This window comes from Streptomyces sp. NPDC045998, assembly GCF_056430285.1.
The window spans coordinates 243,880-270,464 of record NZ_JBWKLJ010000010.1 but is presented as its reverse complement, the minus strand read 5'-3'; the positions used below and the strand labels follow the sequence as shown (position 1 = coordinate 270,464).

Below are 26,585 nucleotides of genomic sequence, written 5' to 3'. Positions count from 1 at the left end.
TTTTTACTGACCACTGACTGATACGTATTCGTCGATCCTCAAGACCGTCACCTCTGACGCATAGCGCGGGGGTCGCAGGAGGCACCGTGCTCACCGCGTTCGCCCGGGCGTTCAAGACGCCCGACCTGCGCAAGAAGCTGCTCTTCACGCTCGGCATCATCGTGCTGTACCGGCTCGGGGCGCACGTCCCCGTGCCCGGGGTCAGCTACGAGAAGGTCCAGATGTGTGTGGACCAGGCCCAGCAGGGCAACAACAGCCTGTTCGGCCTCGTGAACATGTTCAGTGGCGGGGCGCTGCTGCAGATCACGATCTTCGCGCTCGGCATCATGCCGTACATCACGGCGAGCATCATCCTGCAGCTGCTGACCGTGGTCATCCCGCGTCTGGAAGCCCTGAAGAAGGAGGGGCAGTCCGGCCAGGCGAAGATCACGCAGTACACCCGCTACCTCACCGTCGCGCTGGCGATCCTCCAGGGCACCGGCCTCGTGGCCACCGCCCGTACCGGCGCCCTCTTCAGCGGCTGCACCGTGGCGAGCGAGGTCGTCCCGGACCAGTCGATCTTCGTCACCATCACCATGGTGATCACCATGACCGCGGGTACGGCGGTCGTCATGTGGCTCGGCGAGCTCATCACCGACCGCGGCATCGGCAACGGCATGTCGATCCTGATGTTCATCTCGATCGCGGCCGGCTTCCCGGGCGCCCTGTGGGCCATCAAGGAGAGCGGCAAGCTCGCCAAGGGCTGGATCGAGTTCGGCACGGTCATCCTGATCGGCTTCGTCATGGTGGCGCTCGTCGTCTTCGTCGAGCAGGCCCAGCGCCGCATCCCCGTGCAGTACGCGAAGCGGATGATCGGCCGGCGGTCGTACGGCGGTACGTCCACGTACATCCCGCTCAAGGTGAACCAGGCGGGTGTGATTCCCGTCATCTTCGCGTCGTCGCTGCTCTACATCCCGGCGCTGATCGCGCAGTTCTCGAACTCCACCGCGGGCTGGAAAACCTGGATCGAACAGCACTTCGTCAAGGGTGACCACCCGTACTACATCACCGTGTACTTCCTGTTGATCGTGTTCTTCGCGTTCTTCTACGTGGCCATCTCGTTCAACCCCGAGGAAGTCGCGGACAACATGAAGAAGTATGGTGGCTTCATCCCGGGCATCCGGGCTGGTCGACCTACTGCCGAGTACCTGAGCTACGTGCTCAACCGGATCACCTGGCCGGGCTCGCTGTATCTGGGTCTGATCGCTCTCGTGCCGACGATGGCGTTGGCGGGCTTCGGTGGCGCGAACCAGAACTTCCCGTTCGGCGGGACGAGCATCCTGATCATCGTGGGTGTTGGTCTGGAGACCGTGAAGCAGATCGAGAGCCAGCTCCAGCAGCGCAATTACGAAGGGTTCCTCCGCTGATGCGAATCGTCCTCGTCGGACCGCCCGGTGCCGGGAAGGGAACGCAGGCCGCGTTCCTTGCCGCGAACCTGTCGATTCCGCACATCTCCACGGGCGACCTCTTCCGTGCCAACATCAGCCAGGGCACGGAGCTGGGCCTCAAGGCCAAGTCCTTCATGGACGCCGGCGAGCTGGTGCCCGACGAGGTCACCATCGGCATGGCCAAGGACCGCATGGAGCAGCCCGACGCGGTGAACGGCTTCCTGCTGGACGGCTTCCCGCGCAACGTGTCGCAGGCCGAGGCGCTGGACGCGATGCTCCAGGCCGGGGACATGAAGCTCGACGCGGTGCTGGACCTGGAGGTCCCCGAGGACGAGGTCGTCAAGCGGATCGCCGGCCGCCGGCTGTGCCGCAACAACGACAAGCACGTCTTCCACGTGACGTACACCCCGCCGAAGACCGAGGGCGTCTGCGACGTCTGCGGCGGCGAGCTGTACCAGCGCGGTGACGACTCCGAGGAGACGGTCCGCCGCCGCCTGGAGGTCTACCACACGCAGACCGAGCCGATCATCGACTACTACAAGGCCCAGGGCCTGGTGGTCACGATCTCCGCGCTCGGCAAGGTCGAGGACGTGACCGCGCGCGCGATGGAGGCGCTGCGGGGCCGCGGCGAGCAGGCCGCCTAGCACTCTTCGTACGCGTCGTACGTGTCGTACACCGGCCGCGGTGCCCTTCGGGGCGCCGCGGCCGGTGTCGTACCGCCGTATCGTTGTCGGGTCAACCCGTTCTCCGTTTGGAAAGGCGTCAGCCGTCATGGTGCAGATCAAGACTCCCGAGCAGATCGCGAAGATGCGCGAGGCGGGGCTGGTCGTCGCCGCCATCCACGCGGCGACGCGCGAGGCGGCGGTTCCCGGGGCGACGACGAAGGACCTGGACGAGGTGGCGCGCAAGGTGCTCGCCGAGCACGGCGCCAAGTCGAACTTCCTCGGGTACGGCGGGTTCCCCGCGACGATCTGCACCTCGGTCAACGAGGTCGTCGTCCACGGCATCCCCAGCCAGGACGTCGTCCTCAAGGACGGCGACGTCATCTCCATCGACTGCGGCGCGGTCGTCGACGGCTGGCACGGCGACGCCGCGTACACCGCCTTCGTGGGCTCCGGTCACGCCCCGGAGCTGATCGAGCTCTCCCGGGTGACGGAGGAGTCGATGTGGCACGGCATCGCCGCCATGCGGAACGGCAACCGGCTGGTCGACATCTCGCGCGCCATCGAGACGTACATCCGCCGCCAGCCGAAGCCGGGCGGCGGCAAGTACGGGATCATCGAGGAGTACGGCGGCCACGGCATCGGCACCGAGATGCACATGGACCCGCACCTGCTGAACTACGTCTCCCGCAAGCGCGGCAAGGGCCCGAAGCTGGTCCCCGGCTTCTGCCTGGCCATCGAGCCGATGGTGTCGCTGGGTACGCCGCGCACGGAGGTCCTGGAGGACGAGTGGACCGTCATCACGACGGACGGCACCTGGTCCTCCCACTGGGAGCACTCGGTCGCCCTCACCGAGGACGGCCCGCTGGTGCTGACCGCCCCCGACGGCGGCAAGGCGAAGCTGGCGGAGCTGGGCGTCACGGCGGCGCCGGACCCGCTGGCGTGATGTCGTCGGGCGGGGCCGGTCCCGTCCGTCGGCCGGAGGCCGGCGTCGAGGGTGGGTCGGCGGCAAGGCGAAGCCGGCGGAGCTGGGCGTCACGGCGGCGCCGGACCCGCTGGCGTGATGTCGTCCGGGGGGATCCGCCGGCTTAGCGATCTTCCGGCATGGGCAGACTGAGCCCGATTCGTCTTTTCGAATGCCCTGACGTAGACTGATGCGTCGGCTCTCGTGTACCCGTGTGTCCACACACGGAGACGGAGAGTCGATCAAGGTAGCCGATTCGAAGGGCGAAGCGTGGCCAAGAAGCAAGGTGCCATCGAGATTGAGGGCACCGTGATCGAGTCCCTGCCGAACGCCATGTTCAAGGTGGAGCTCCAGAACGGTCACAAGGTCCTCGCGCACATCTCCGGCAAGATGCGGATGCACTACATCCGTATCCTCCCGGACGACCGGGTCGTGGTGGAGCTCTCTCCGTACGACCTGACGCGTGGCCGGATCGTCTACCGCTACAAGTAGATCTTGCCCGCACCGGCGCGGTGTTCTTCCGCGCGGGTGGTGGCACTGACCCGGAGAACCTCACATCCCATGAAGGTCAAGCCGAGCGTCAAGAAGATCTGCGACAAGTGCAAGGTGATCCGCCGCCACGGCCGGGTCATGGTCATCTGCGACAACCTGCGCCACAAGCAGCGCCAGGGCTGACGCACGCCAACCTGCACCTCGCAGTATCTTCGCGCGACGCGAGCAAATTCGTACATACGCAGCGCCCGTCCAAGCCCTGACAGGGCTGACGACACCTCCGGCGGGGGCCGGGGACCTGGACGTACCACTTCTTTTGATCAAAAGGGGTCGGCGGCCATGGAGCGGTGCTGTGGAAGACCCCCGAACACACAGGAGCCATTGAATGGCACGCGTTTCCGGTGTTGACATCCCGCGCGACAAGCGCGTGGAGGTCGCACTCACCTACGTCTTCGGCATCGGCCGCACCCTGGCGAAGGAGACCCTCGCCTCCACCGGTGTGAACCCGAACACCCGCGTTCGTGACCTGTCCGAGGAGGACCTGGTCAAGATCCGCGAGTACGTGGACGCCAACCTCAAGACCGAGGGTGACCTCCGTCGCGAGATCCAGGCCGACATCCGCCGCAAGGTCGAGATCGGCTGCTACCAGGGTCTGCGTCACCGCCGCGGTCTGCCGGTCCACGGTCAGCGCACCAGCACGAACGCTCGTACCCGCAAGGGCCCGCGTCGCGCCATCGCCGGCAAGAAGAAGCCGGGCAAGAAGTAGTCCGCAGCGGACGACTGTCCACGGTCTTCGCTGTAGGACCGACCACCTCCCGTAGGAGTAAGACATGCCCCCCAAGGGTCGTCAGGGCGCTGCCAAGAAGGTGCGCCGCAAGGAAAAGAAGAACGTCGCTCACGGCCACGCGCACATCAAGAGCACGTTCAACAACACGATCGTGTCCATCACGGACCCGAGCGGCAACGTGATCTCCTGGGCCTCCGCCGGCCACGTCGGCTTCAAGGGCTCGCGCAAGTCCACCCCCTTCGCCGCGCAGATGGCCGCCGAGTCGGCCGCCCGCCGCGCGCAGGAGCACGGCATGCGCAAGGTCGACGTCTTCGTCAAGGGTCCCGGCTCCGGCCGTGAGACCGCGATCCGCTCCCTCCAGGCCACCGGCCTCGAGGTCGGCTCGATCCAGGACGTCACCCCCACCCCGCACAACGGCTGCCGTCCGCCGAAGCGCCGCCGCGTCTGACGCACGGGCACGGTTGCTGCTTGTTCTGTGAGGTTCCGGGCGGTACGGCTCTTCGGGGGCGTGCCGCCCGTACCCTTGCAATCAGAGGACGTCAAATAGCGGGCGTCCACGACTGAAGGAAACACACCATGCTTATCGCTCAGCGTCCCTCGCTGACCGAAGAGGTTGTCGACGAGTACCGCTCGCGGTTCGTCATCGAGCCCCTGGAGCCGGGCTTCGGCTACACGCTCGGCAACTCGCTTCGCCGTACGCTCCTCTCCTCGATCCCGGGTGCGGCCGTCACGTCCATCCGCATCGACGGTGTCCTGCACGAGTTCACCACCGTGCCGGGCGTCAAGGAGGACGTCACCGACCTCATCCTCAACATCAAGCAGCTGGTCGTGTCGAGCGAGCACGACGAGCCGGTCGTGATGTACCTGCGCAAGCAGGGCCCGGGCCTCGTGACCGCGGCCGACATCGCCCCGCCGGCCGGTGTCGAGGTGCACAACCCCGACCTGGTGCTCGCCACGCTGAACGGCAAGGGCAAGCTCGAGATGGAGCTGACCGTCGAGCGCGGTCGCGGCTACGTCTCCGCCGTTCAGAACAAGCAGGCGGGCCAGGAGATCGGCCGCATCCCGGTCGACTCCATCTACTCGCCCGTCCTCAAGGTCACCTACAAGGTCGAGGCGACCCGAGTCGAGCAGCGCACCGACTTCGACAAGCTGATCGTCGACGTCGAGACCAAGCAGGCGATGCGTCCGCGTGACGCCATGGCCTCCGCCGGTAAGACCCTGGTCGAGCTCTTCGGCCTGGCGCGCGAGCTCAACATCGACGCCGAGGGCATCGACATGGGTCCGTCCCCGACGGACGCCGCGCTCGCCGCGGACCTGGCGCTGCCGATCGAGGAGCTGGAGCTCACGGTCCGCTCGTACAACTGCCTCAAGCGTGAGGGCATCCACTCCGTGGGTGAGCTCGTGGCGCGCTCCGAGGCCGACCTGCTCGACATCCGCAACTTCGGTGCGAAGTCGATCGACGAGGTCAAGGCGAAGCTGGCCGGCATGGGCCTGGCCCTGAAGGACAGCCCGCCCGGATTCGACCCGACCGCCGCCGCCGACGCCTTCGGCGCCGACGACGACGCGGACGCGGGCTTCGTCGAGACCGAGCAGTACTGATTGCTGCCCGTAGGCGACCGCCTGCGGGGTCCTGACCCCGGTACCTGATACGGCCGGGGCAGATCACAAGGAGAAACACCATGCCGAAGCCCGCCAAGGGTGCCCGTCTGGGCGGCAGCGCCGCGCACGAGAAGCTGCTTCTCGCGAACCTCGCGAAGTCGCTGTTCGAGCACGGCCGCATCACCACGACCGAGGCCAAGGCCCGCCGCCTGCGTCCGGTCGCCGAGCGCCTGATCACCAAGGCGAAGAAGGGCGACATCCACAACCGTCGCCTGGTGCTGCAGACGATCACGGACAAGGGCATCGTCCACACGCTCTTCACCGAGATCGCCCCGCGCTACGCCGAGCGCCCGGGTGGCTACACCCGCATCACCAAGATCGGCAACCGTCGTGGCGACAACGCCCCGATGGCTGTGATCGAGCTGGTCGAGGGTGAGATCGCGAAGAAGGCGACCGTCGCCGAGGCCGAGGCCGCGACGAAGCGCGCGGTCAAGGAGGCCGACGAGGCCAACGCCAAGGTCGACGAGGCGAAGGCCGACGAGGCCGAGGCCAAGGCTGACGAGGCCAAGGCCGAAGAGTCCAAGGACGCCTGAACCGCGTTCTGAAGGCTGACGGACGGGCCCGTTCCCCTCGCGGGGGGCGGGCCCGTTCCGTTGTGTCGCGCGCTTGAGAGGATGGACGCGTGAGCGATGAGGTGAAGCCCGGTTTCGTACGGGTGCGGCTGGACCTGTCGTACGACGGCAAGGACTTCCACGGCTGGGCCAAGCAGGCCGGCGGCCGGCGGACGGTGCAGGGCGAGATCGAGGACGCGCTGCGCACGGTGACGCGGTCGTCGGAGACGTACGAGCTGACCGTGGCGGGGCGGACCGACGCCGGGGTGCACGCGCGGGGGCAGGTCGCGCACGTAGACCTGCCGGAGGCGCTGTGGGCCGAGCACCGGGACAAGCTGCTGCGGCGGCTGGCCGGGCGGCTGGCGCACGACGTGCGGATCTGGCGCGTCGAGGAGGCTCCGGCCGGCTTCAACGCGCGGTTCTCCGCGATCTGGCGGCGGTACACGTACCGGGTGACGGACGATCCGGGCGGTGTGGACCCGCTGCTGCGGGGCCATGTGCTGTGGCACGACTGGGCGCTGGACGTCGACGCGATGAACGCGGCCGCCGAGCGGCTCGTCGGCGAGCACGACTTCGCCGCTTACTGCAAGAAGCGCGACGGGGCGACCACCATCCGCACGCTCCAGGAGCTGCGCTGGGAGCGGCTGCCGTCCGGGGTGCTGGAGGCCACGGTCCGGGCGGACGCCTTCTGCCACAACATGGTGCGCTCGCTGGTGGGCGCGCTGCTCTTCGTCGGCGACGGGCACCGGCCGGTGGAGTGGCCCGGGAAGGTGCTGGCCGCGGGCGTGCGGGACTCGGCCGTCCATGTCGTACGGCCGCACGGGCTCACGCTGGAGGAGGTCGGCTACCCGGCCGACGAGCTGCTGGCCGCCAGGAACCTGGAGGCCCGCAACAAGCGGTCACTGCCGATCTCGGTGTCAGCCGGCGGGCGCGGGGGAGGCGGCTGCTGCTGACGCCTGGGCGCGGCCGCGGGCGTAGATCTGGTTGAAGGCGAAGGTGCCGACGTCGTCGCTGGTCTTGAAGACGACGTCGTCCGCCTTCGTCACCTTCTTGCCGCTGGTGTATCCCGCCTGGGTGAAGTAGGCGTACCGGCCGAGGGAGTTGGCGCGGCGCAGGCAGACCGTCTTGGCCTGGCAGAAGCCCCCGACGCCGGACCCGGCGAGCGGCGCGACGCCGCCCTGGACCTGCTCCTTGGCCTTGAGCGCGGCGGCCGTGGTGTCGAAGAGCGCGACGCCCACGGTGATGGCGACGCCGTCCTTCTCGTACGTGGCGCGGATCACGCGGCTGCAGCCGTGCTTCGTGAGGACCGGGCCGAGGCCGGCCTGGACGGCGGCGGTGCAGTCGGTGGTGGAGCTGGTCGCGCCCTTGTCGTAGACGCGGTCGCCCATCGTGAGCGTCTTGCCCGGGAAGAGGGATTCGGGGGTGAGGGGCGCCTTGTCCTTCTGCGCGGTGGAGATGAAGTCCATCGGGTTCGGCGGGGGCGGGGGAGCGACGGAGGAGAAGGACGGCTGCGGCTTGGTGGTGTCGGTGGGCAGCTCGGGGGTGGAACTGCCGGTGCCGGACGCCTTGTTGTCGTCACCGCCCTTGTTGGCCGAGACGATCGCGACCGCGATGATCGTGCCGATGGCGGCGGTGGCGAGCGCGCCGCCGCCGATGAGCAGCCAGCGCCTGCGCCGGGCCCGTGCCTCGGAGGCTTCGGCGAGCGCGCTCCAGTCGGGCGTGCCGGCGTCGTAGGACTGCTCGTACGACGGCGGGTACGGCTGCTGGTGCTGCTGGTATGGCTGGTGCGGCTCTTGCGGCGGCCACTGCGATCCCCCAAAGCTCATGCCGCGCATCCTAATGCGGTTGGGACGGGGGCTCTTCCCCGGAGAGAATGCGCTCCATGGGTCATGTAGAGGTCGCGCATCTGGAGTACTACCTGCCGGACGGTCGGATCCTGCTCGGCGATGTGTCGTTCCGGGTGGGCGAGGGCGCGGTGGTGGCCCTGGTGGGGGCGAACGGCGCCGGCAAGTCGACGCTGCTGAAGCTGATCGCGGGGGAGCTCCAGCCGCACGGCGGTGCGGTGACCGTCGGGGGCGGGCTGGGCGTCATGCCGCAGTTCGTCGGGTCCGTACGGGACGAGCGCAGCGTGCGCGACCTGCTGGTGTCGGTCGCGCCGGCGCGGATCCGGGAGGCTGCGGCCGCGGTGGACGCCGCCGAGCACCGCATCCTCACCGTGGACGACGAGGCCGCGCAGATGGCGTACGCGCAGGCGCTGAGCGACTGGGCGGAGGCGCGGGGGTACGAGGCCGAGACCGTCTGGGACATGTGCACCATGGCGGCTCTGGGTGTGCCGTACGAGAAGGCGCAGTTCCGTGAGGTGCGCACGCTGAGCGGCGGCGAGCAGAAGCGGCTCGTGCTGGAGGCGCTGCTGCGCGGGCCCGAGGAGGTCCTGCTGCTGGACGAGCCGGACAACTACCTGGACGTGCCGGGCAAGCGGTGGCTGGAGGAGCGGCTCGCCGAGACCCGCAAGACGGTGCTGTTCGTCTCGCACGACCGGGAGCTGCTGGCGCGGGCCGCCGAGAAGATCGTGGCCGTCGAGCCGGGCCCCGCGGGCTCGGACGTGTGGGTGCACGGTGGCGGCTTCGCGACCTTCCACGAGGCGCGGCGGGAGCGGTTCGCGCGCTTCGAGGAGCTGCTGCGGCGCTGGGAGGAGAAGCACGCGCAGCTCAAGCAGCTGGTCAACACCCTGAAGAACAAGGCCGCGTTCAACGACGGGCTGGCCTCCCGCTACCAGGCCGCCCAGACGCGGCTGCGGAAGTTCGAGGAGGCGGGCCCGCCGCCGGAGCCGCCGCGGGAGCAGGACATCCGGATGCGGCTGCGCGGCGGGCGGACCGGGGTGCGGGCGGTGACCTGCGCGGGGCTGGAGCTGACGGGGCTGATGAAGCCCTTCTCGCTGGAGGTCTTCTACGGCGAGCGGGTCGCCGTCCTCGGTTCCAACGGCTCCGGCAAGTCGCACTTCCTGCGGCTGCTGGCGGGGGAGGACGTCGCCCACACCGGCACGTGGAAGCTCGGCGCGCGGGTGGTGCCGGGGCACTTCGCCCAGACCCACGCCCACCCGGAGCTGATGGGCCGGACGCTCGTCGACATCCTGTGGACCGAGCACGCCAAGGACCGGGGCGGGGCGATGTCCGCGCTGCGGCGGTACGAGCTGGAGCGCCAGGGCGACCAGCCCTTCGACCGGCTGTCGGGCGGGCAGCAGGCGCGCTTCCAGATCCTGCTGCTGGAGCTGTCGGGCACGACGGCCCTGCTGCTCGACGAGCCGACGGACAACCTGGACCTGGAGTCGGCGGAGGCCCTGCAGGTGGGCCTGGAGGCGTACGAGGGCACGGTCCTCGCGGTCACGCACGACCGGTGGTTCGCGCGGGCCTTCGACCGCTTCCTGGTGTTCGGCGCGGACGGGGTGGTCCGGGAGGCCCCGGAGCCGGTGTGGGACGAGCGGCGGGTGGACCGGGCCCGGTAGCCGTGAGGGGCCCGGCCCACCCGCCGTGCCGTGGTCAGGGGGCCGACACCGGGTGGGACAGCTCCACACCGTGCGTGGCGAACCGCATCTCGACGCGGTCCCCGTCGGCCATGGTGAAGCCGCTGTGGAAGCTGCTGCGGTCCGCGCCGAGGTAGACGTAGTGCACCCGGCCCGGGTGGAGCAGGGCCTCGTGGGCGAACAGGCCGGCCATCATGTCCCGCAGGCCGTAGTGGAGCGCCTTGACGCCCGTGGTGAAGGTGCCCTCCCAGGCCGGTGCGCCGTCGCGTGCGATGGTGACCTCACCGGTGACGTGGCGGGGCGGGGTGCCCAGGAACAGCCAGGGGGCCACGCCCGCGTCGCAGAGCTTGGCGTACGACAGGTGGCCGTTGTGGCGCTTGAAGCGGCCGATGTCGGTGAGGTCGTTGCCGAAGGTGTAGCCGGCGTAGTGCGGGGTGCGGTGCTCGTCGGTGACGTAGACGAGCACGACCTCCGCCTCCTCCGTCAGCGCGACGGACCCGGCCGGCGCGCGCAGCGGTTCGCCGGAGACCTTCAGGACGTCGCCGAGGCCCTTGAAGAACCAGTTGGGCTGCGTCTGCGTGGTGTCGTCGACCTTGACGTTGTGGGTCGCCATGAAGCCGCTGATCATGGCGTCGCCGGCCGACTCCGGCAGCAGCGGGGGCCGGAAGCGTACGTCGGCGGGCGCCGCCTCGGCGGGGGTGCGGCCCTCGGTGACGGCGGCGGTGAACGCCTCCGTGTCGCCGCCCGCCGCGAGCAGGGTGGCCCGCAGGTCGGTGTCGCCCAGCGGGTAGAGGCGCAGGACGGTGTCCTCGGGCGTGCCGAGACCGAAGTGCCGCGCGCCCTGGTGGACGCACTCGTACAGGACCGTCAACGTGGGTTCTCCTTGCGGGTGAGGGCGGACCAGCGGCCGTCGGCCCAGGTCAGGGCCGCCCAGGGCGCGGCCGATGGGGTCAGGCGGAGCCCGAAGCCGGGTCCGGGGGGCGGGGCGAGGGTGTTGGCCCGGCGGTCCACCAGGGGGCGCGGCGAGACGATCATCTCGGGGCCGGGGAAGAACCGGTCGGACTGGCCGGCCTCGACGGTCAGGGCGTCGGGGCTGCGGAAGGCCAGCGCGCGGCCGGCGTTGATCAGCGGGCCGGTCTCCGCGACCTGGACGCCGATCTGGAAGGCGAGGCCGGCGCTTCGGGCGTACGCGACCAGGCGGGCGGCGTTCAGCAGGCCGCCGTTCTTCGCGACGCGTACGTTGACGGCGTCGCAGGCCTCGGCGGCCACGGCCGCCCGGGCATCCGCGAGCGTGCACACCGACTCGTCCAGCATCACGCGGATGCCGGACTCGTGGCGCAGCGTGCGCAGGGCGTCCCAGGAGCGCCGGGGCAGCGGCTCCTCGACGAGCTCGGCACCGGCGTCGCGCAGCCGGCGGGCGTACGGCACGGCGGTCTCGGGGGTCCAGCTCATGTTGGCGTCCACCATGACGGGGACCTTCGGGCCGAGCCGGTCCCGGATGGCGCCGACCGTGCGGACGTCGCGGTCGATGTCCTGTGACGCCTTGACCTTGACGAAGTGGAAGGGGCCGCGGGTGTCGAGGAACTCGTCGACGCCCAGGCTGAGGTCGAGGACCTGCGACACGGGCAGGGTGGCGGGTGCCGGGAAGCCTTCCAGGAGGTCGGCGGCCGGGACGGAGAGCCGGTGCGCGAGGAGGTCGAGGACCGCCGTCTCCAGCAGGCAGACGAGGTTGTTGTACGCGCCGGGCCGCTCCGGGGCCTCGGGCGGCAGGTTCAGGCCCGCCGCCGCCGCGAAGCCGTCCCGCCGCAGCCGGTCGAGGAACTCCTCCGGCGGGACCTCGCGCAGCCGTGCGATCAGCCCGTCCAGCGGGACCCGGCGCAGCTCCTCCGTGACGGTCGCGGTCGTCTCGCCCGTGACGTACGCGCGCGGCGCGCACTCCCCGAGGCCGGTCACCCCGTCGACGGTCAGGCTCAGCACGAGGCTGTCGCTGGTGGAGCGGCGGGCCGCCGGGTGGTCGAAGCCGACGCGCATCGGCAGCGCCACCCGGTACAGCCGGGCCTCGGCCTCAGACATCGCGGTCCACGGCCTGGAGCAGGGTGTAGGCGGACGCCCAGTCGACCACGTCGTCGCGGACGTCGGTGTAGAAGAGGTAGTGCCGGTCGGTCGGGAACTTGATGATCATGCCCCGGTCGGAGACCATCCGGTTGAACACCCGGTGGGTGTCGTCGAGGTCGACGATCGGGTCGGTCAGGCCGGAGACGAACGCCGCCGGGACCTCCGGGAGTTCGCGCCGGTCCGGGTGGTGCGGGTCCAGGTAGAGGCGCTCCAGCCCCAGCAGGGTGGCGCGGGAGCGGCGGGTGATCTCCCGTACGGCCAGGTCGTCGTGGTCGATGAAGTGCCGGTAGCGGGGGTCGGCGGTGAAGTCGTGCGACTTCAGTCCCGCGTCCCACAGCTCGGTGGACCGCTCGGCGGCCAGCGCCGCGCGCTCCTCCCCGCCGAGCAGCGAGTGCAGCCGGCCCAGCCACGTCGAGCAGTAGACGGCGGCGTCGTAGCGGACGTCGAAGGCGGAGTGGTGCAGCAGGGCGGCGAGGAAGGAGCCGCCCAGGCAGTGCCCGAACAGCGTCAGCGGGATCTCGTCGCCGATCAGCTTCCGTACGTGCGCGAGCGCGCCGGTGTAGTCGGAGATCACCGTGTCCACATCGGGTATCTCGTGGCGCGGCCCGCCGCTGATGCCGCTGCCGCGCCGGTCGAGCACGAAGAACGCGATGTCGTTGTCGGCGAATCTGGGCCCCACCTCCCACAGCCACCCGGCGTGGCTCTGGAGCCCGTGGAGGTAGAAGACCGCCCCCTTGGTCCGCTCCCGGGGCCGCCACAGGTGGAGCGCCAGGTCGGTGCCGTCGTCGGCCGCGAGCGTGATGATCTCCCGGCGGAGGTTCTGCGGCGGCCTCTTCGTCTCGATCACCGGTGCGCTCCCGTCGCTGCCGTCGCCGCCGTCACGCCGAGGAGGTCGGCGGCGAAGTCCGTGTCCTTCTGGAAGGGCTTGTACTTGTACTGGGTGGCGTTGCCCTGCTGGCGGCGCGCTTCGGTGTAGGCGGCGATGGCGCCGTGCGGGACCGTGGCGAAGGAGAGCGGGCCGAGGCGGCCGCTGCTCCGCTTGGACGCGTACTCGATGTTGATGACGCCCAGCGCGCGGTCCACCGCCTCCGACAGGGCCCGGTCCAGGTCGGGTCCCGGCTCGGTGGCCTCGCCGACGACCACGTAGTAGGGCGGTTCGGCCCACTGCGGTCCGCACATGTAGAGCCCGACGGGCATCCCCCGGTCGCCGAGGGCCTGCTCGATGGCCTGGGTGACCTGTACTTCGGTGATCTTCTCGCCGGTGAAGGAGTGGTAGATGTCGTCGCGCTGGACGAAGTGCACCCAGGGGGTGCCGTCCACGATCCGGTCGACGCGGTAGACGTCCCCGCTCCACAGCCGGTGCAGGCCGTTGGCCTGCGTCATGATCAGGTGGTAGTCGCGGCCCTCCTCCACCTCGTCGAAGAGCAGGGTGTCGACCCGCTCGCCCGCGTCCAGCAGCGCGCCCAGCTCCACCCCGGCCGGTACGAACTCGAAGAAGGCCTGGTTGACGGCGAGGGGCTGGCTGTCGAGGGAGTCGTCGACCGGGATGGTGGTCACACCCTCGGTGCCGCAGCTCATGAACGGCATGGCGGCCACGCCCGGCAGCACGGTGTCCAGCCGGGACTGGTAGAGCCCGGCCGAGGACGACAGCCAGCAGCTGTAGAGGCGCAGCGAGGGCCAGACGTCCGTGAGGGCGAACTCGCCCTTCTCCAGGACGCCTTGCAGGTGGCGGGCCGCCTCGGGGTCGGGGTCGGTGTACGGCTTGCCTTCGAGGGTGCCCTCGGCGAGGTCGCGGACCAGGGCGGGGCCGTGCTCGGCGACCAGGTCCCGCAGCGAGATCAGGGTGCTCGGGTTGATGGCCGAGACGAAGTGCAGGTCCTTGCCCACGAGGTGGCGGATCCGGTGGTACATCCGCCCGGCGTGCGAGGACGGCGCCTCGGTGCCGAACCACGGGGCCGCGGACCACGGCGGGTTCCAGTCGCGGCTGTTGATCCGCGGGTGGCGGTTGCTGATCGCCTGGTACTGGACGCCGTACAGGAAGTCGTCGACGTCGTCGTACACGGTCTGCGTGTCGAGCGTGGCGTGCGGGTGGGCGAGGATCTCGGGGTGGTGCTCCATGTACGTGCCCCACATGGCCTGCATCGCCGGGATGCGGTAGGTCAGCAGCCAGTGCAGGGTGTACGGGATGCGCTTGGGGACGTCGGTCGTGCCGCTCGTCTTCAGCCAGCGCAGCACCGGGCTGCACGACAGGACACCGCCCTTGGTGCGGGTCTCCCGGTCGATGTCCTCGGTGAAGTCGGCGTACCGCATCACCGGGACGACGTCGCGGAAGGCCGCCGGGTCGGCGGCGACGGCGTCGTACCCCCGCTCCTTCCAGCGCAGCGAGTCGGCGCACAGGGCGATGATGTCGTTCAGGACCCGCTGCTGGGCCGCGTAGGGGTCCTTGAGGTCCGCCAGCAGGGTGGCGCGGGCCTGCCGGCACTCCTCGGCGAAGGGGCTGCGGCGCGCGTTCCAGTGCTCGTGCCAGTGCGAACTGCCCACGGCTTCGGTATCTCCCTCAACTCGTTCTGACAGTGGTGCCGGTGAACTGGTGAGTCATGGCTCCGGTGGCCGCCGAATGGCTCGGGCGACGGCCGGCTCAGGCGCCGACGCTCCTGGGGGCGACGAGCCCGCGGAACCGGCCCGCGTGGAAGACGAGCGGCTCCGCGGAGTCCGCCAGGGCGCCCTCGGCCGCCGACGCGACCACCAGTTCGTGGTCTCCGGTGGGGTGGATCGCGGTGATCCCGCAGTCCAGCCAGGCCAGCCCGTCGGCCGGGATGGGGTGCCCGGCCCTGGTGTACGCCCAGTCGCGGCCGGCGAACCGGTCGGCACCGCGCTCGCTGAACAGGCGGCACAGCTCGGCGTGGCGCTCGCCGAGGATGGTGACCGCGAAGCTCCCCGTCGCTCGGATGTCCGGCCACGTGGTCGAGGTGTACGCCGCGCACAGCGCGATGAGCGGCGGGTCGAGCGAGACGGAGGTGAACGAGTTGACGGCCATCCCCACGGGGCCGTGCGCCGCCTGTGCGGTCACGAGCACGACTCCGGTGGTGAAACGGCCCAGAATGTCACGGAACGAGCGCTGATCCAAAGGGTGTTGTACCGGCTCGGTCTGTTGCAGCATGCGATGCGTTTCCACTCGGTCCGGCGGACGGTCTTGGTCGGCGGTGAGGGCTTCGGTCACCGGCGGCGCGGGCGTCCCGGGATTGCCGGGACGCCGCGCTCGTCGGCGAGACGCAGGGGGGCGGGCGCGGCTACCGCGCCGCGCGGGCGGCGATCGCCCAGTCGACGGCCTCCTGGGGGCGGGCCGCGGCACCGGTGATCTGCGGGGCCACGTACCGGGCGAGCAGCTCGAGGCTGCGGTTGGTGTTCTCGTACGAGGTCCAGTCCGCCACGTACACCAGGAGGGTGCCGAAGCCGCCGGTGGCCTCCTGCATGCGGCGGATGCCGGCGACCACCTCGTCGACGGAGCCGACCAGGGCGCCGCCCGCCTCCACGCGGGCTTCGAGGAGCTTCTCGCGCGGGGTGCCGGGGGGCTGGACCTCGCGGCCGGCGGCCTTGCCGAAGTACTCGAAGAGCCAGCGGTCGTAGCCCTCGCGGACCTCGTCGAACGCCTGCTTGCTCGTCTCGGCGACGTGCACCGGGAGGGCGATGCGCCAGTCCTCGCGGCGGATGGTCCGCCCGAACTCGTCGGCGGCCTCCTCGGCGTGCTTCCACTGCTGGGCCAGCCCGATGTGGTCCGGCGCGCCCGGGGTCATCAGGGCGAACGGCAGCGCGAAGGAGGTCATGCTCAGCCCGTACCGGCCGACGAGACGCGGGCTGGTCACCGAGGTGCCGGAGGTGGCCATGGCGACCTCGATCGGGCCGGGGCCGAAGCGGGGCAGCTGGAGCTTGGCGTCGTTCAGCTCGTACCAGTCCGTCTTCTGCGTGACGCGCTCCTCGCCGTTGACCAGCTCCAGGACGGTCGGCAGGGCCTCGTCGAGGCGCTTGCGCTGCACCTTCGGGTCGAGGCCGAACATGCCCGCGTCGAAGGGCACGCCCGGGCCGACGCCCAGGATGTAGCGGCCCCGGGCGAGGTGGTGCAGGTGCACCGCGCGGCTGGCGACGTGGAAGGGGTGGTGCCCGGAGAGGGGGACCACGCCGTGCGCGAGCTTGATCTGCCGGGTGCGCTGGCTCGCGGCGGCGATCATGGTCTCCGGGGCGCCGACGAGGCCCCAGCCCAGGGTGTGGTGCTCGCCGAACCACGCCTCGTCGAAGTTCAGGCGGTCGGCGTGCTCCACCAGGTCGAGATTGCGGTGAATCGCCAGATGCGGGTCCTGCCCGGTCTCGTGGACGGGTGACAGGAAGAGGCCGATACGGCTGTGCACTGCTGTCCTCCAGCATGGGTGGTGTGGTGAGGAAGGCGAGGGGCCGCGTGGTCAGGCGAGGCGGTAGACGGAGTCCTTCAGCTCGCGTGCCGTCTCGTAGTCGGCGACGAGCTGTCGTTCGTCGGCCGAGGTCAGGTAGATCCTCATGGCGGCCGTCAGCAGGTCGGTGGTGGGGCGGATGCGGGCGCCGGGCGCGTACTTGACGCTGGTCAGGAACACACTGGGCAGCGCGTTGATGCGGGCGACGACGTCCTGGTCGACCTCCGCCACCACACCGTCGAGGGTGGTGCCCGGGTTGTAGCTGTACGCGGAGCGCAGCTTGCGGTAGATCCGGCCGGCGTACTCCCGGAGGAACTCCTCCGGGCGGGTGTAGGCCAGTGCGGCGAGCCCGGCCTGGTCGTCGCCCAGGCACAGTTCCTGGAAGCCGGGGTTGAGCTGGCCGTTGAGGCGCGTGGCGATCTCGACCAGGACCGGGCCCCGGTCGGTGGCGATGACCTCGGCGTGGGCCGGGCCCCAGCGGACGTCCAGCGCGTCGAGGACGTCGTGGATGTAGTCGATCAGCGCCGCGACCGGCTCCTCGTCCGGCGCGACGAGGATGTCGCGGTTGTAGATGTTCTGGCCGGAGGGCAGCAGGATCTTGTCGTACTCCCAGACGCCGGAGACGTACCGCCGGCCGTCGCAGCTGACCGTGTCGACGACGTACTCCTGGCCCCTGAGGTACTCCTGGACGAGCACCTCGGTGTTGGCCGAGCCGAAGATGTCGCGGGTCCCGAGGACGCGGCGGGCGGCGGCGGCCACCTCCTCGGCGCTGTCGCAGACGAACACGCCGTCGGAGGCGGCGGAGCTGATCGGCTTGACGACGACGGGCCAGCTTCCGTGGTCCTGCGCCCACTTGACGACGAGGTCCGCGTCGTCGCTCTTGAACTGCTCCGCGCAGCGCACCCCGGCGCGGCGCAGGGCCTCGATCATCTCGTACTTGTCGCGGCGGGCGGCGGAGAGCGCGGTGCCGTTGGACTTCACGCCGAGCGCCTCGGAGAGGCGGTCCGCCAGTTGTACGGCGGACTCCTGCCCGGGCACGACGGCGACGGGGGCGTACGGGCGGAGCAGCTCGACGAGCCGGTCCTCGTCGGAGCAGACGATGTTCTCGGCGTACGCGGTGAGGTCGGGCGCGAGCATCGTCGGGATGAGCTCCGGCGTGCTCTGTACGTGGATGACGCGGGCGCCGGCGGCGGTGAAGGCCGCGGGGTAGAAGTTGCCCGCCGAGTAGCCGTCCACGACGACGGCGGTCGGCTGTGCGGTGCCCGGCTGTGCGGTGGTCATGCCCGCACCTCCGGGGTCTCACGGGGCGTCTCGCGCGGGGTCTCCTTGATGAAGCGGGCCAGGCGGGAGATGCCCTCGCGGATCGCCTCCGGCGCCAGGTTGCTGAAGCCGAGCCGCATCTCCCGGTCGCCGCCGCCGTCGAGGTAGAACATGCTCATGGGCGCCCAGCTCACCCGGTAGTCCCTGGCGGAACGTTCCATCGCCGCCAGGTCCGCGGTGAAGGGGACGGTCAGGGTGAGGAAGAAGCCGCCGCGCGGGGTGTTCCAGCTCACGCCGTGGTCCTCGCCGGCCGGGAAGTGCTCGGCCAGCGCCTCCAGGGTGGCGTCCAGCCGCTCCAGGTAGACCGCGGCGAGCTCACGGGTGGCGGAGCGCAGGTCGTAGTCGTGCTCGACGAGGATGCCGCCGATCACCGCCTGGGAGAGGGTGGAGGACCCGACCGTGAACATCGCCTTGGCCTTGGAGAGGCTCTGCGCGAGGGTGCGGGTGGCCCCGGTGGCGTCGGTGACCTCCTGGTCCGCGACCAGGTAGCCGAGGCGGGCGCCCGGGAAGGCCGACTTGGCGAACGAGCCGAGGTAGGCGACCCGGCGCTCGGTGTCCAGCGACTTCAGCGTCGGCATCGACTCGCCGTCGCGGGCGAAGAGGCCGTACGGGTTGTCCTCCAGGATCACGAAGTCCTCTTCGGCGGCCACCTCCAGCAGCCGCTTGCGGGCCTGCAGGGGCAGCACCGTGCCGGACGGGTTGGAGAAGTCGGGCACCAGGTAGAGCGCGACCGCGCGCTTGCCCTCGGCCCGTACGGCGCGGGCGGCCTCGGCCACGGCCTCGGGGTCGAGCCCGTCGGGGCCCTCCAGGATGCCGCGGACGGGGACGTCGAGCATGCGCGCGGCGCCCCGGATGCCGACGTACGCGGGGGAGACCGACAGCAGTACGTCGTCGGGGGAGGCGCACAGGCCGCGCAGGGCGACCAGAGCCGCCTCCTGGAAGCCGTGCGTGATCATGATCGCCTCGGGCGGGACATCGATGTCCTCGTCCCGCTTCAGCATGCGGGCGACCTCCTCCTGGATCAGGCCGTTGACCGGCCCGTACTGGAAGAGGAGCCGGGTGATGCGCTGCTCCGGCACACCCTTGTCCCGCAGGTACTTGATATAGCGGTCCACGTAATAGGTGAGATTGCCCAGGTCGTGGTTCCCGTCGTACGGCGCGCCCGACGAGAAGGAGAGCGCGTCCGGGAACCGCAGCGCCGTCTCGCTGAGGATCCGCATGGAGTCCATTTCGGGGTCGGCGATTCCCCCGTGCAATGCGTCCTGCTGGAACGAGAGCATGTCAGCGGTTCCCTTCCGCGCTGGTGACTTCTTCCGACGTGTTCAGCGCGGATATCCAGCTGCCTTTACCCGGGTTCCATTCACGGATACGGGTGCTCGCCACGATTCCGCCTTTTACATACGGCTCGTCGTCCAGAATCCGCTGGAGTTCGTCGCGGTCGGCCGCCTCATAGAGCAGGAGTCCGGCGTTCTCTCCCACGAGCGGGCCGCCGAGCAGCAGGACTCCGCTGTCGGCCAGCCGGTAGAGGTTCTCGGCATGCGCCGGATGCAGGCCCTGGCGGCCGGCCCGGTCGACGTTGTACTCGAATTCGACGACAAACTTCGCCACACCAGCTCCTTGTGCGCTTTTTCTTACGAGGGTGGGGGTGGCCCTCACATGTAGAGGCCGCCGTTGATGTCGATGACGGAGCCCGTGGAGTAGCCGGCGCTCTCCGAGCACAGGTGCAGGACGCTGCCCACGGCTTCGGACACCGTGCCGTAGCGGCCCATGGGCAACCGGGACAGCACGGCCTTCTTGGACTCCTCGTCGCGCTGCTCGAAGGCCCGCGCCACGCGCTCGGTGGCGATGGGGCCGTGGGCCACCACGTTCACCACCACGCCGGTTCCGGCCAGTTCGTAGCCCATCTGCTTGGTCATGCCGATGACGGCGGCCTTGGCCCCGACGTAGGCCGCGTTGTTGAAGTGGCTGTACGTACGCCCGCCCGCCGAGGCGAAGTTGACGATGCGTCCGTAGCCGTCCTGGACCATCCGCGGCGCGCACACCTTGATCGCGATCCAGGTGCTGACCACGTTCTCCAGGTACGTCTCCTCGAAGTGGGAGCGCTGCAGGTCGGCGTAGCCGATGACGCGGGTGTCCCCGCCGACGCCGTTGACCAGGATGGAGGGGGCGTGCTGCTCGACGACGGAGGTCAGCAGCCGCTCGGCGGCGGGGATGTCGGTGATGTCGCCCACGACCACGTCGACCTTGGTCCGTGGGGCCAGCTCGTCCGCGAGGCGCCTGACGGCCTCCTCGTTCCTGTCGAACAGGACGAGTGAGTGCCCTTCTTCGGCCAGTCCTCGGGCGGTCTCGGAGAGAATTCCACCGGCGGCACCGATCAGGAGTGCAGTACGTGCGGTCACTCTACTTCTCACCTGGCTTGTCTGGGTTCATGACCCTGAACGGGCGGTGCAGGGCCCTTTGTGGGGGGTTGAACAGTGCCTCATGCCGGTTCGGCCGATTTGCCGTGGTGATCACATTGGCGGAATGCAGGCTTCCCGATATCCGCGCATGGCAGCAGGCCAGGGGAGGGTAAACCGCCCCCCGGTCGGCACCTCCCAGACCATCACACCAACCTCAGCCCATGTCAACGCGTCAAGACGGTTCGTTCGTCCAATGTTCGTAAAGGAGTCAACAGCGCGCGGGCCGGCGCCGTGGATCCCTTGCGCAAGGCCGAGATATCGTCAATCCTTGCCGACTGACGTGTCCGAGTAACGTCGGTACCGGGCAAGGGGGTGGGTGTGGCCGAATCCTTGTGGCGAGAATTCAGCCATTGGCCTGCTCTTTTCAGCCGCTTCTGTTCTTGGCCATTTTCCGTACCCGCAAAGACTGGCGAACCGGGGTCTACCCGCCCCGCTCCGATGGAATCTCCGCACAACGGCGGTTCCGGACCAACCACCGGATGAACGGACCATGCGACCCAACTCTCCGTGGCGAATACGTGACTTCCGCACCCTTTTCACCGCGTCCGCGCTCAGCCAGCTCGGCACCAACATCGGCTACGTGGCCATGCCGCTCGTCGCCGTGGCCGCGCTGGACGCCCGCCCCGGCCAGGTGGGCGCGCTGGCCACCCTGAGCACCGTCGCCTTCCTGGTCATCGGCCTGCCGGCCGGGGCCTGGGTGGACCGGCTCAGCCACCGGCGGGTACTGATCACCGCGGACCTGTGCCGGGCGCTGCTCTTCGCCACCGTGCCGCTGGCCTGGTGGCTGGATGTGCTCACTCTCGGCCAGCTCTACGCCGTGGTCCTGCTCAACGGCTGCGCCACCGTCTTCTTCGACGTGGGTTCGCAGAGCGTGCTGCCCCAACTGGTGGGGCGGGACAGTCTGGTTCAGGCCAACGCCGACATCAACACACTGATCGCGGCGGGCAACGTGGCCGGGCGCGGTGCGGGCGGCGGACTGGTCGCCCTGCTCACGGCGCCCGTGGCCGTACTCGTCACCGCCGGGGCGCACCTGGCCTCGGCGCTACGGCTGACCGGCATCCGGCAGACCCCGGCGGCTGACGCCCCGGCCGGCACCTCGCCCGGGCAGCCGACCGCGGGGCAGTCGTCCGCCGGGCAGCAGGCCGCCGCCCGGAAGACCGCCGGGCTGCGGACCCAGATCGCGGAGGGCGTACGGCACGTCTTCGGAAACCCGGAGCTCAGGGCGCTGGCGCTCACCGCGGCGCTGGGCAACCTGGGCTCCGCGATCGTGAACACCATGCTGCCGGTCTGGTTCGTCCGCGAACTGGACCTCTCGCCCGGGGCGCTCGGGCTCTTCTGGGCGGCCGGCGGGGTGGGGCTGCTGGTCGGGGCGCGCTGCGCCCGGCCGGTCGCGACCCGCCTCGGCTACGGGCGCACCCTCGGTCTCGCCGGGCTGTGTTTCGCGCCCGCGGGGCTGCTGGTGCCCCTGGTCGACCGCGGGTTCTGGCTGTTCCTGGCCGGAGCCGGATGGTTTCTGGCCATGTTCAAGGTCGGCATGGACAACGTCATCGGTGTCAGCCTGCGCCAGCGGATGACCGCCGACGTCCTGCTCGGCCGGATGAACGCCACCTTCCGGTTCCTGCTCACCGGCGCGCTCGCCGTCGGCGCCGCGGTGTCCGGCGCGCTGGGCGAGCTGGCCGGCGTACAGGCCACCCTGTGGGTCGGCGGAGCCTTCATGGCCACCGCCTTCCTGCCGGTCTTCCTTTCCCCGGTGCGCTCCCGGCGGGAGCTGCCCGAACAGCAGGCACATAACACGGCGGCATGAATTCGCGCCGAATTATTTATGGAGAGCCGGCGGGGAGGTGATCAAACCTTCCACTAACGTGTTGACCTTGGCGGCGAATGCCTGCGAAGATCAACGACGCACCCAGTCACAGACTTTATGTGGCACCGATTGCGGATGCGCTGGACAGCGCCCCTCCTGTCGGTGTCAATTTGATCCTGACCTTGAGGAGTGCGATGGCGGCCATCGAAAGTGGCTTCCGAACCGAAGGCATTGCGGATTACTCGGATCCTCGCGAAACCATGCGCGCCCTGCCTCGGTTCCTTCAGTATCCGCTCACGCTGTTCACGGGAAAGCCGATAGCCGGGCAGAAACCCCTGTCCTGGTGGACCCCCGGATTTCACCTGACCACCGCCGGACTGTCCATGCTGCTCGGTCTCGCGATCAGCTGCACCGGCATGGGCCTGGGCGGCTTCTGGCTGCTGCTCCTGCTGCCCGGCTGGGCCGTCACCCTGCACGGCATGCGCAACCTGCGCATGATGATCTACCACCAGTGCTCGCACCGGAACATGTACCGCAAGCGCCGTCTGGACGCCGCGATCGGCCGCGCCACCTCCAGCCTGCTGATCATCCAGAACTTCGCCCGCTACAGCCGCGAGCACGTCAGCGACCACCACGCGGCACACCACATGACGTTGCGCGACCCCACGGTCCAGGCGTTCCTGGTCAGCCTGGACCTGCACCCGGGAATGACGCGCCGGCAGATGTGGCGCCGCGTTCTGGGCAAGATCTTCTCGCCCTGGTTCCACCTCAACTTCGCGGTGGCGCGCGCCCGTTCCTTCTGGCACGACTCCGACACCAGCGAGAAGGCGACCAGTGTCGCGCTCTACGGAGGCGCCGCGGCCGCCACCGTCGCCACCGGCACCTGGCCGATGCTGGTGGTCGCCTGGCTGGTGCCGCTCTTCCCGCTGTTCCAGGTGAGCAACACCCTGCGGCTGTGCGTGAAGCACACCTTCCCCGCGGCGGACGTGACCGAGCGCCGCGGCAAGGAGTACTTCGGCAGCCTGACCAACGCCATCTTCATCGGCGAGGCGGCACCCTCCCCGGCCCTGCCGCCGGTGCGGCGCGTCGCCGCCTGGGGGAGATGGGCCGCGCGGATGCTGTTCGTGCACGCGCCCGCGCGCTACCTCGTCCTGACCGGTGACACCGTCGTCCACGACTTCCACCACCGCTACCCCTCGACGCCGAAATGGGCGAATTACATCTTCGAGCGACAGGCGGACGCCGACAAGGGAAGTCCCGGGTGGCCGGAATACCGCCATGCCTGGGGTCTCGTGGCCGCGATCAACCTCGTCTTCGACTCGCTGTCCGTCGCCGACCCGGAGGAATACAGCGTCACCCGGCTGCGTGAGGTCAGCAAGCGCGAACTCTTCGCCGCGTTCGACGACTGACATCCGACCGGTGAGAAACCGGCAAGCAACCGGCAATCAACCGGTCATCAGCCGGTAAGCGACCGGTCTCCGAGTCCGCCGTCCTGAGAAGAAATTCCGTCCACAAGACTTCCGGGGGTTCTCCATGCGGCACGAAAACGCAACCCGCACCGTCATTCTCGGTGTGGCAGCCAGCGACGCCCACGTCGTGGCCAACCAGCTCATCGCCCACGCCCTGCGCGCCCAGGGTTTCCACGTCGTCAACGTCGGCACCTGCACCTCGGTCGCGGAGTTCGCCGAAGCGTACGCCGAGCACCCCGAGGCCGAGGCGGTCATCATCGGCAGTCTCAACGGGCACGCCTACGAGGACCTCCAGGACCTGCCCGCCGCCCGCGCCCAGGGGCTCCTGGACTGCCCGGTGATCCTGGGCGGCAACCTCTCCGTGGGCAGCTACAAGGACCCGGCCCACCTCGACCGGTTCTACGGGCTCGGCGTCGACGTCATCCTGTCCGACCCGGAGCTCCTGCCGGCGACCCTGGACGAGCTCCGGCTCCGTACCGCGCAGCCGACCGCCGCCTCATGAACGAAGCCGTACCACCGGCGGTGCCCCCCGAGCTCCCCACGGCCGCCGAGTCCGTCGCCTACGTCCGGCGGCTGGGGAAGCCGACCGCCGCCGAGGTGCTGCACGCGGCCCGCTCCGCCGGGCGGGTCGCGCTGCAGCCGCGCTGCGGCGTCGGCTCGCACGCCCAGATGATGACCCTGCTGCGGGACCTGGAACGGCACGCCAAGCCGGACATCCTCACGCTCACCATCGACTCGCACACCCGGCTGAAACGTTTCGACAACGCCCGGGCCGCGCTGCTGCGCAACTCGGCCGAGCTCAACGGCTACCCCCTGGTCACCCACGGCTGGCAGCGGGGCCGCGAGCTGAACGAAGCCGTGGCCGCGCCCCTGGAGGTGCGCCACGGTTCCCCCGACGCGCGCCTGCTGTTCGAGACCTCGGTGGCGTCCGGCATCACCTCCTTCGAGGGCGGCGGGATCTCGTACAACCTGCCCTACTCCAAGGCCGTGCCGCTGAGCGAGTCGCTGGCCGCGTGGCGCGAGGTGGACGCGCTCTGCGGCGACCTCGCCCGGCGCGGACTCGTCATCGACCGGGAGCTGTTCGGCACGCTCACCGCCGTGCTCGTCCCCCCGTCCGTCTCGCTCGCCGTCAGCGTCCTGGAGGCCGTGGCCGCCGCACGCGAAGGGGTGCGGTGCATCTCGGTGGCGTACCCCCAGGGCGGCCACGTCGAGCAGGACGTGGCCGCGCTGCGGGCGATCCCCGTCCTCGCGGCCCGCTACCTCCCCGAGGACGTCGAAGTCCACGCCGTACTCCACGAGTTCATGGGCGTCTTCCCCAAGGAGCGGTCGCACGCCGAGGACCTCATCCTCTACGGCGCGCTGGTCGCCCGGCTCGGCGGCGCCAGCAAGCTCATCACCAAGACGTACCTGGAGGCCTACGGCATCCCCGACACCCGCGCCAACATCGACGGGCTGCTCCTCGCCTCCCGCGCCAACTCCCCGCTCCTGGACTTCATCGCGCTCGACGAGGACCGGGTGGGCCGCGAACTGGAGTGGATCCTCGAAGAGGTGGCGGAGATCGTGGAGCCGGTCCTCGCAACCGCCTGCCTCCACAAGGAGATCGAGGCGGCCTTCGCGGACGGACGGCTGGACATCCCCTTCAGCGCCAGCCGTTACGCCCGCTCCGAAGTGATCCCCCGCCGCGCCGCGGACGGTGCCATACGCTACCTGGACCCGGGGTCACTCCCCTTCTCCGACCGTACGCGCCGGCGCAACGAGGCGAGCCTCGCCGCCACGGGAGGCGGCACCCGCATCGGCGACATGGTGAAGGGGCTGACGTCGGACATCAACTACTTCCTGCACGTCTTCGGCGAGAGTCCCGCAGCACCGTCCTGACCCGGCGGCGGCCGGCACCCGGCAGCCACAGCACGACCTGGAGTGGGTAAGAGCATGCAGTCCATCATCGTGACCAGCCCCGGCGGACCCTCCGCACTCACCCTCACGGAGAGCGAGGTGCCCGTCCCGGGCAGGGGCGAGGTACTGGTCCGCAACACCGCGGCCGGCGTCAACTTCATCGACGTCTACTACCGCAACGGCAGCTATCCCGCCGAGCCCCCCTTCACCCCGGGCCAGGAGGGCGCCGGCGTGGTCACGGCCGTCGGCGAGGGCGTCACGGCCTTCGCGGAGGGCGCCCGTGTCGCCTACGCCTCCCAGCTGGGCGCGTACGCCGAGTACAGCGTGGTGCACCAGGACAAGCTCGTCCCCGTACCGGACGGCGTCGACCTGACCGCGGCGGCCGCCGTCATGCTCCAGGGCCTGGCGGCGCACTACCTCACCCACGAGACCCACCCGGTGGCCGAAGGCGACACGGTGGTGGTGCTGGCGGCGGCCGGCGGGCTCGGGCGCTTCCTCGTCCAGCTGGCGGCGGCCCGCGGGGCGACGGTGATCGCGGTGACCTCCACCCCCGAGAAGGAGGAGGCCGCGCGCGCCGCCGGCGCGCACCACGTCCTCGGGTACGACGGCTTCGACACCGCCGTACGGGAGCTGACCGGTGGCCGGGGCGCCCGCGTCGTGTACGACTCGGTCGGCGCGGCGACGTACCGCACCAGCCTGGGCGCCCTCGGCAGGCGCGGGCTGCTCGCGCTGTGCGGCCTGTCCAGCGGCCCCGTACCGCCCTTCGACATCGAGCTGCTGCGCGGCGCCGGCTCGGCGTTCCTCACCCGTCCCACCATGAAGGACCACGTGTACGACGCCGCGACCCTGCGCGCCGCGGCCGCCGCCGTCTTCGGTCACCTCGCGGACGGTGTCCTCACGCCGCACCTCCACGCGACGCTGCCGCTGCGGGAGGCCGCCGAGGCGCACCGGCTCCTGGAGAGCCGGGCGACCACCGGAAAGCTGCTGCTCGCGCTCTGAACCGACCTTCCACCGACCGTTC

27 protein-coding genes are annotated in these 26,585 nt (G+C 70.1%); 16 read left to right on the top strand and 11 right to left on the bottom strand.

Annotation, left to right across the window (positions count from 1 at the left end; all coding sequences use genetic code 11):
• Window positions 1–86: 86 nt before the first annotated feature.
• The 10 genes from secY (at window position 87) to truA (ending at window position 7,495) form a co-directional block, all read left to right on the top strand.
• Entirely contained in the window at window positions 87–1,406 is a 1,320-nt protein-coding gene (gene secY, locus AC07FJ_RS27945; RefSeq protein ID WP_479052059.1) for a preprotein translocase subunit SecY, read from the top strand.
• On the top strand, window positions 1,406–2,071 hold the full coding sequence (locus tag AC07FJ_RS27940) for an adenylate kinase (protein ID WP_361421390.1): 666 nt from the start codon (window positions 1,406–1,408) through the stop codon (window positions 2,069–2,071). Before secY ends, AC07FJ_RS27940 begins: the two co-directional genes overlap by 1 nt.
• Window positions 2,072–2,198: 127 nt before the next feature.
• Complete coding sequence (map, locus tag AC07FJ_RS27935) at window positions 2,199–3,035, top strand: type I methionyl aminopeptidase (protein WP_479052058.1); 837 nt, start codon at window positions 2,199–2,201, stop codon at window positions 3,033–3,035.
• Between the two features lie 288 nt (window positions 3,036–3,323).
• Window positions 3,324–3,545 carry a translation initiation factor IF-1 gene (infA, locus tag AC07FJ_RS27930; RefSeq protein WP_003956442.1) on the top strand — a complete coding sequence of 74 codons (222 nt, stop codon included), beginning with the start codon at window positions 3,324–3,326 and terminating at the stop codon, window positions 3,543–3,545.
• Between the two features lie 69 nt (window positions 3,546–3,614).
• The gene (gene rpmJ, locus AC07FJ_RS27925; RefSeq protein WP_003956441.1) at window positions 3,615–3,728 is read left to right on the top strand and encodes a 50S ribosomal protein L36; all 114 of its coding nucleotides are present in this window, start codon (window positions 3,615–3,617) and stop codon (window positions 3,726–3,728) included.
• A gap of 202 nt (window positions 3,729–3,930) precedes the next feature.
• Complete coding sequence (gene rpsM, locus AC07FJ_RS27920) at window positions 3,931–4,311, top strand: 30S ribosomal protein S13 (RefSeq protein ID WP_064069941.1); 381 nt, start codon at window positions 3,931–3,933, stop codon at window positions 4,309–4,311.
• A gap of 64 nt (window positions 4,312–4,375) precedes the next feature.
• Entirely contained in the window at window positions 4,376–4,780 is a 405-nt protein-coding gene (gene rpsK, locus AC07FJ_RS27915) for a 30S ribosomal protein S11 (RefSeq protein WP_003956432.1), read from the top strand.
• 128 nt (window positions 4,781–4,908) lie between these two features.
• Window positions 4,909–5,931 carry a DNA-directed RNA polymerase subunit alpha gene (locus tag AC07FJ_RS27910; protein ID WP_023587013.1) on the top strand — a complete coding sequence of 341 codons (1,023 nt, stop codon included), beginning with the start codon at window positions 4,909–4,911 and terminating at the stop codon, window positions 5,929–5,931.
• 80 nt (window positions 5,932–6,011) lie between these two features.
• Window positions 6,012–6,524 carry a 50S ribosomal protein L17 gene (rplQ, locus tag AC07FJ_RS27905; RefSeq protein ID WP_351809138.1) on the top strand — a complete coding sequence of 171 codons (513 nt, stop codon included), beginning with the start codon at window positions 6,012–6,014 and terminating at the stop codon, window positions 6,522–6,524.
• Window positions 6,525–6,613: 89 nt separating this feature from the next.
• Window positions 6,614–7,495, top strand: coding sequence for a tRNA pseudouridine(38-40) synthase TruA (truA, locus tag AC07FJ_RS27900; protein ID WP_479052057.1), 882 nt, complete (start codon window positions 6,614–6,616; stop codon window positions 7,493–7,495).
• Here the strand turns inward: truA and AC07FJ_RS27895 are convergent.
• Complete coding sequence (locus AC07FJ_RS27895) at window positions 7,460–8,368, bottom strand: hypothetical protein (protein WP_479052056.1); 909 nt, start codon at window positions 8,366–8,368, stop codon at window positions 7,460–7,462. The two genes, truA and AC07FJ_RS27895, sit on opposite strands and share 36 nt — an antisense overlap.
• 56 nt (window positions 8,369–8,424) lie before the next feature.
• On the opposite strand from AC07FJ_RS27895, the gene AC07FJ_RS27890 reads away from it, so the two are divergent.
• A complete protein-coding gene (locus AC07FJ_RS27890) occupies window positions 8,425–10,044 on the top strand; it encodes an ABC-F family ATP-binding cassette domain-containing protein (RefSeq protein WP_479052055.1) in 1,620 nt (539 codons plus the stop codon).
• Between the two features lie 34 nt (window positions 10,045–10,078).
• Here AC07FJ_RS27890 and AC07FJ_RS27885 read toward each other — a convergent pair whose 3' ends face one another.
• From AC07FJ_RS27885 to AC07FJ_RS27840, 10 genes are all read right to left on the bottom strand, one after another.
• Window positions 10,079–10,933 (bottom strand): FAH family protein, encoded by an 855-nt coding sequence (locus tag AC07FJ_RS27885; protein ID WP_479052054.1) that lies wholly within the window; start codon window positions 10,931–10,933, stop codon window positions 10,079–10,081.
• Complete coding sequence (locus AC07FJ_RS27880; RefSeq protein ID WP_479052053.1) at window positions 10,930–12,135, bottom strand: mandelate racemase/muconate lactonizing enzyme family protein; 1,206 nt, start codon at window positions 12,133–12,135, stop codon at window positions 10,930–10,932. Before AC07FJ_RS27880 ends, AC07FJ_RS27885 begins: the two co-directional genes overlap by 4 nt.
• On the bottom strand, window positions 12,128–13,024 hold the full coding sequence (locus AC07FJ_RS27875; RefSeq protein WP_479052052.1) for an alpha/beta hydrolase: 897 nt from the start codon (window positions 13,022–13,024) through the stop codon (window positions 12,128–12,130). The genes AC07FJ_RS27880 and AC07FJ_RS27875 overlap by 8 nt, the downstream gene beginning before the upstream one ends.
• Window positions 13,021–14,718, bottom strand: coding sequence for a GH3 family acyl-acid amido synthetase (locus AC07FJ_RS27870; RefSeq protein WP_479052051.1), 1,698 nt, complete (start codon window positions 14,716–14,718; stop codon window positions 13,021–13,023). The genes AC07FJ_RS27875 and AC07FJ_RS27870 overlap by 4 nt, the downstream gene beginning before the upstream one ends.
• 97 nt (window positions 14,719–14,815) lie before the next feature.
• Window positions 14,816–15,337 (bottom strand): flavin reductase family protein, encoded by a 522-nt coding sequence (locus tag AC07FJ_RS27865; protein WP_479052050.1) that lies wholly within the window; start codon window positions 15,335–15,337, stop codon window positions 14,816–14,818.
• A gap of 130 nt (window positions 15,338–15,467) precedes the next feature.
• The gene (locus AC07FJ_RS27860; RefSeq protein WP_361421358.1) at window positions 15,468–16,580 is read right to left on the bottom strand and encodes an LLM class flavin-dependent oxidoreductase; all 1,113 of its coding nucleotides are present in this window, start codon (window positions 16,578–16,580) and stop codon (window positions 15,468–15,470) included.
• Between the two features lie 51 nt (window positions 16,581–16,631).
• A complete protein-coding gene (locus tag AC07FJ_RS27855; RefSeq protein ID WP_479052049.1) occupies window positions 16,632–17,900 on the bottom strand; it encodes an ATP-grasp domain-containing protein in 1,269 nt (422 codons plus the stop codon).
• Window positions 17,897–19,219, bottom strand: coding sequence for an aminotransferase-like domain-containing protein (locus AC07FJ_RS27850; RefSeq protein WP_479052048.1), 1,323 nt, complete (start codon window positions 19,217–19,219; stop codon window positions 17,897–17,899). The genes AC07FJ_RS27855 and AC07FJ_RS27850 overlap by 4 nt, the downstream gene beginning before the upstream one ends.
• Window position 19,220: 1 nt before the next feature.
• Window positions 19,221–19,547 carry a YciI family protein gene (locus AC07FJ_RS27845; protein WP_479052047.1) on the bottom strand — a complete coding sequence of 109 codons (327 nt, stop codon included), beginning with the start codon at window positions 19,545–19,547 and terminating at the stop codon, window positions 19,221–19,223.
• A gap of 44 nt (window positions 19,548–19,591) precedes the next feature.
• Window positions 19,592–20,338, bottom strand: a complete 747-nt coding sequence (locus tag AC07FJ_RS27840; protein ID WP_361421346.1) for an SDR family NAD(P)-dependent oxidoreductase — start codon at window positions 20,336–20,338, stop codon at window positions 19,592–19,594.
• Window positions 20,339–20,888: 550 nt separating this feature from the next.
• Here AC07FJ_RS27840 and AC07FJ_RS27835 point away from each other — a divergent pair.
• From AC07FJ_RS27835 to AC07FJ_RS27815, 5 genes are all read left to right on the top strand, one after another.
• Entirely contained in the window at window positions 20,889–22,202 is a 1,314-nt protein-coding gene (locus AC07FJ_RS27835) for an MFS transporter (protein WP_479052046.1), read from the top strand.
• 260 nt (window positions 22,203–22,462) lie between these two features.
• Window positions 22,463–23,611 (top strand): fatty acid desaturase, encoded by a 1,149-nt coding sequence (locus AC07FJ_RS27830; protein WP_479052045.1) that lies wholly within the window; start codon window positions 22,463–22,465, stop codon window positions 23,609–23,611.
• A 124-nt stretch (window positions 23,612–23,735) separates the two neighbouring features.
• Window positions 23,736–24,173 carry a cobalamin-dependent protein gene (locus tag AC07FJ_RS27825; RefSeq protein ID WP_361421337.1) on the top strand — a complete coding sequence of 146 codons (438 nt, stop codon included), beginning with the start codon at window positions 23,736–23,738 and terminating at the stop codon, window positions 24,171–24,173.
• Window positions 24,170–25,546, top strand: coding sequence for a methylaspartate mutase (locus tag AC07FJ_RS27820; RefSeq protein WP_479052044.1), 1,377 nt, complete (start codon window positions 24,170–24,172; stop codon window positions 25,544–25,546). The genes AC07FJ_RS27825 and AC07FJ_RS27820 overlap by 4 nt, the downstream gene beginning before the upstream one ends.
• A 54-nt stretch (window positions 25,547–25,600) precedes the next feature.
• Complete coding sequence (locus tag AC07FJ_RS27815; RefSeq protein ID WP_479052043.1) at window positions 25,601–26,563, top strand: quinone oxidoreductase family protein; 963 nt, start codon at window positions 25,601–25,603, stop codon at window positions 26,561–26,563.
• The last annotated feature ends 22 nt before the right edge of the window (window positions 26,564–26,585 follow it).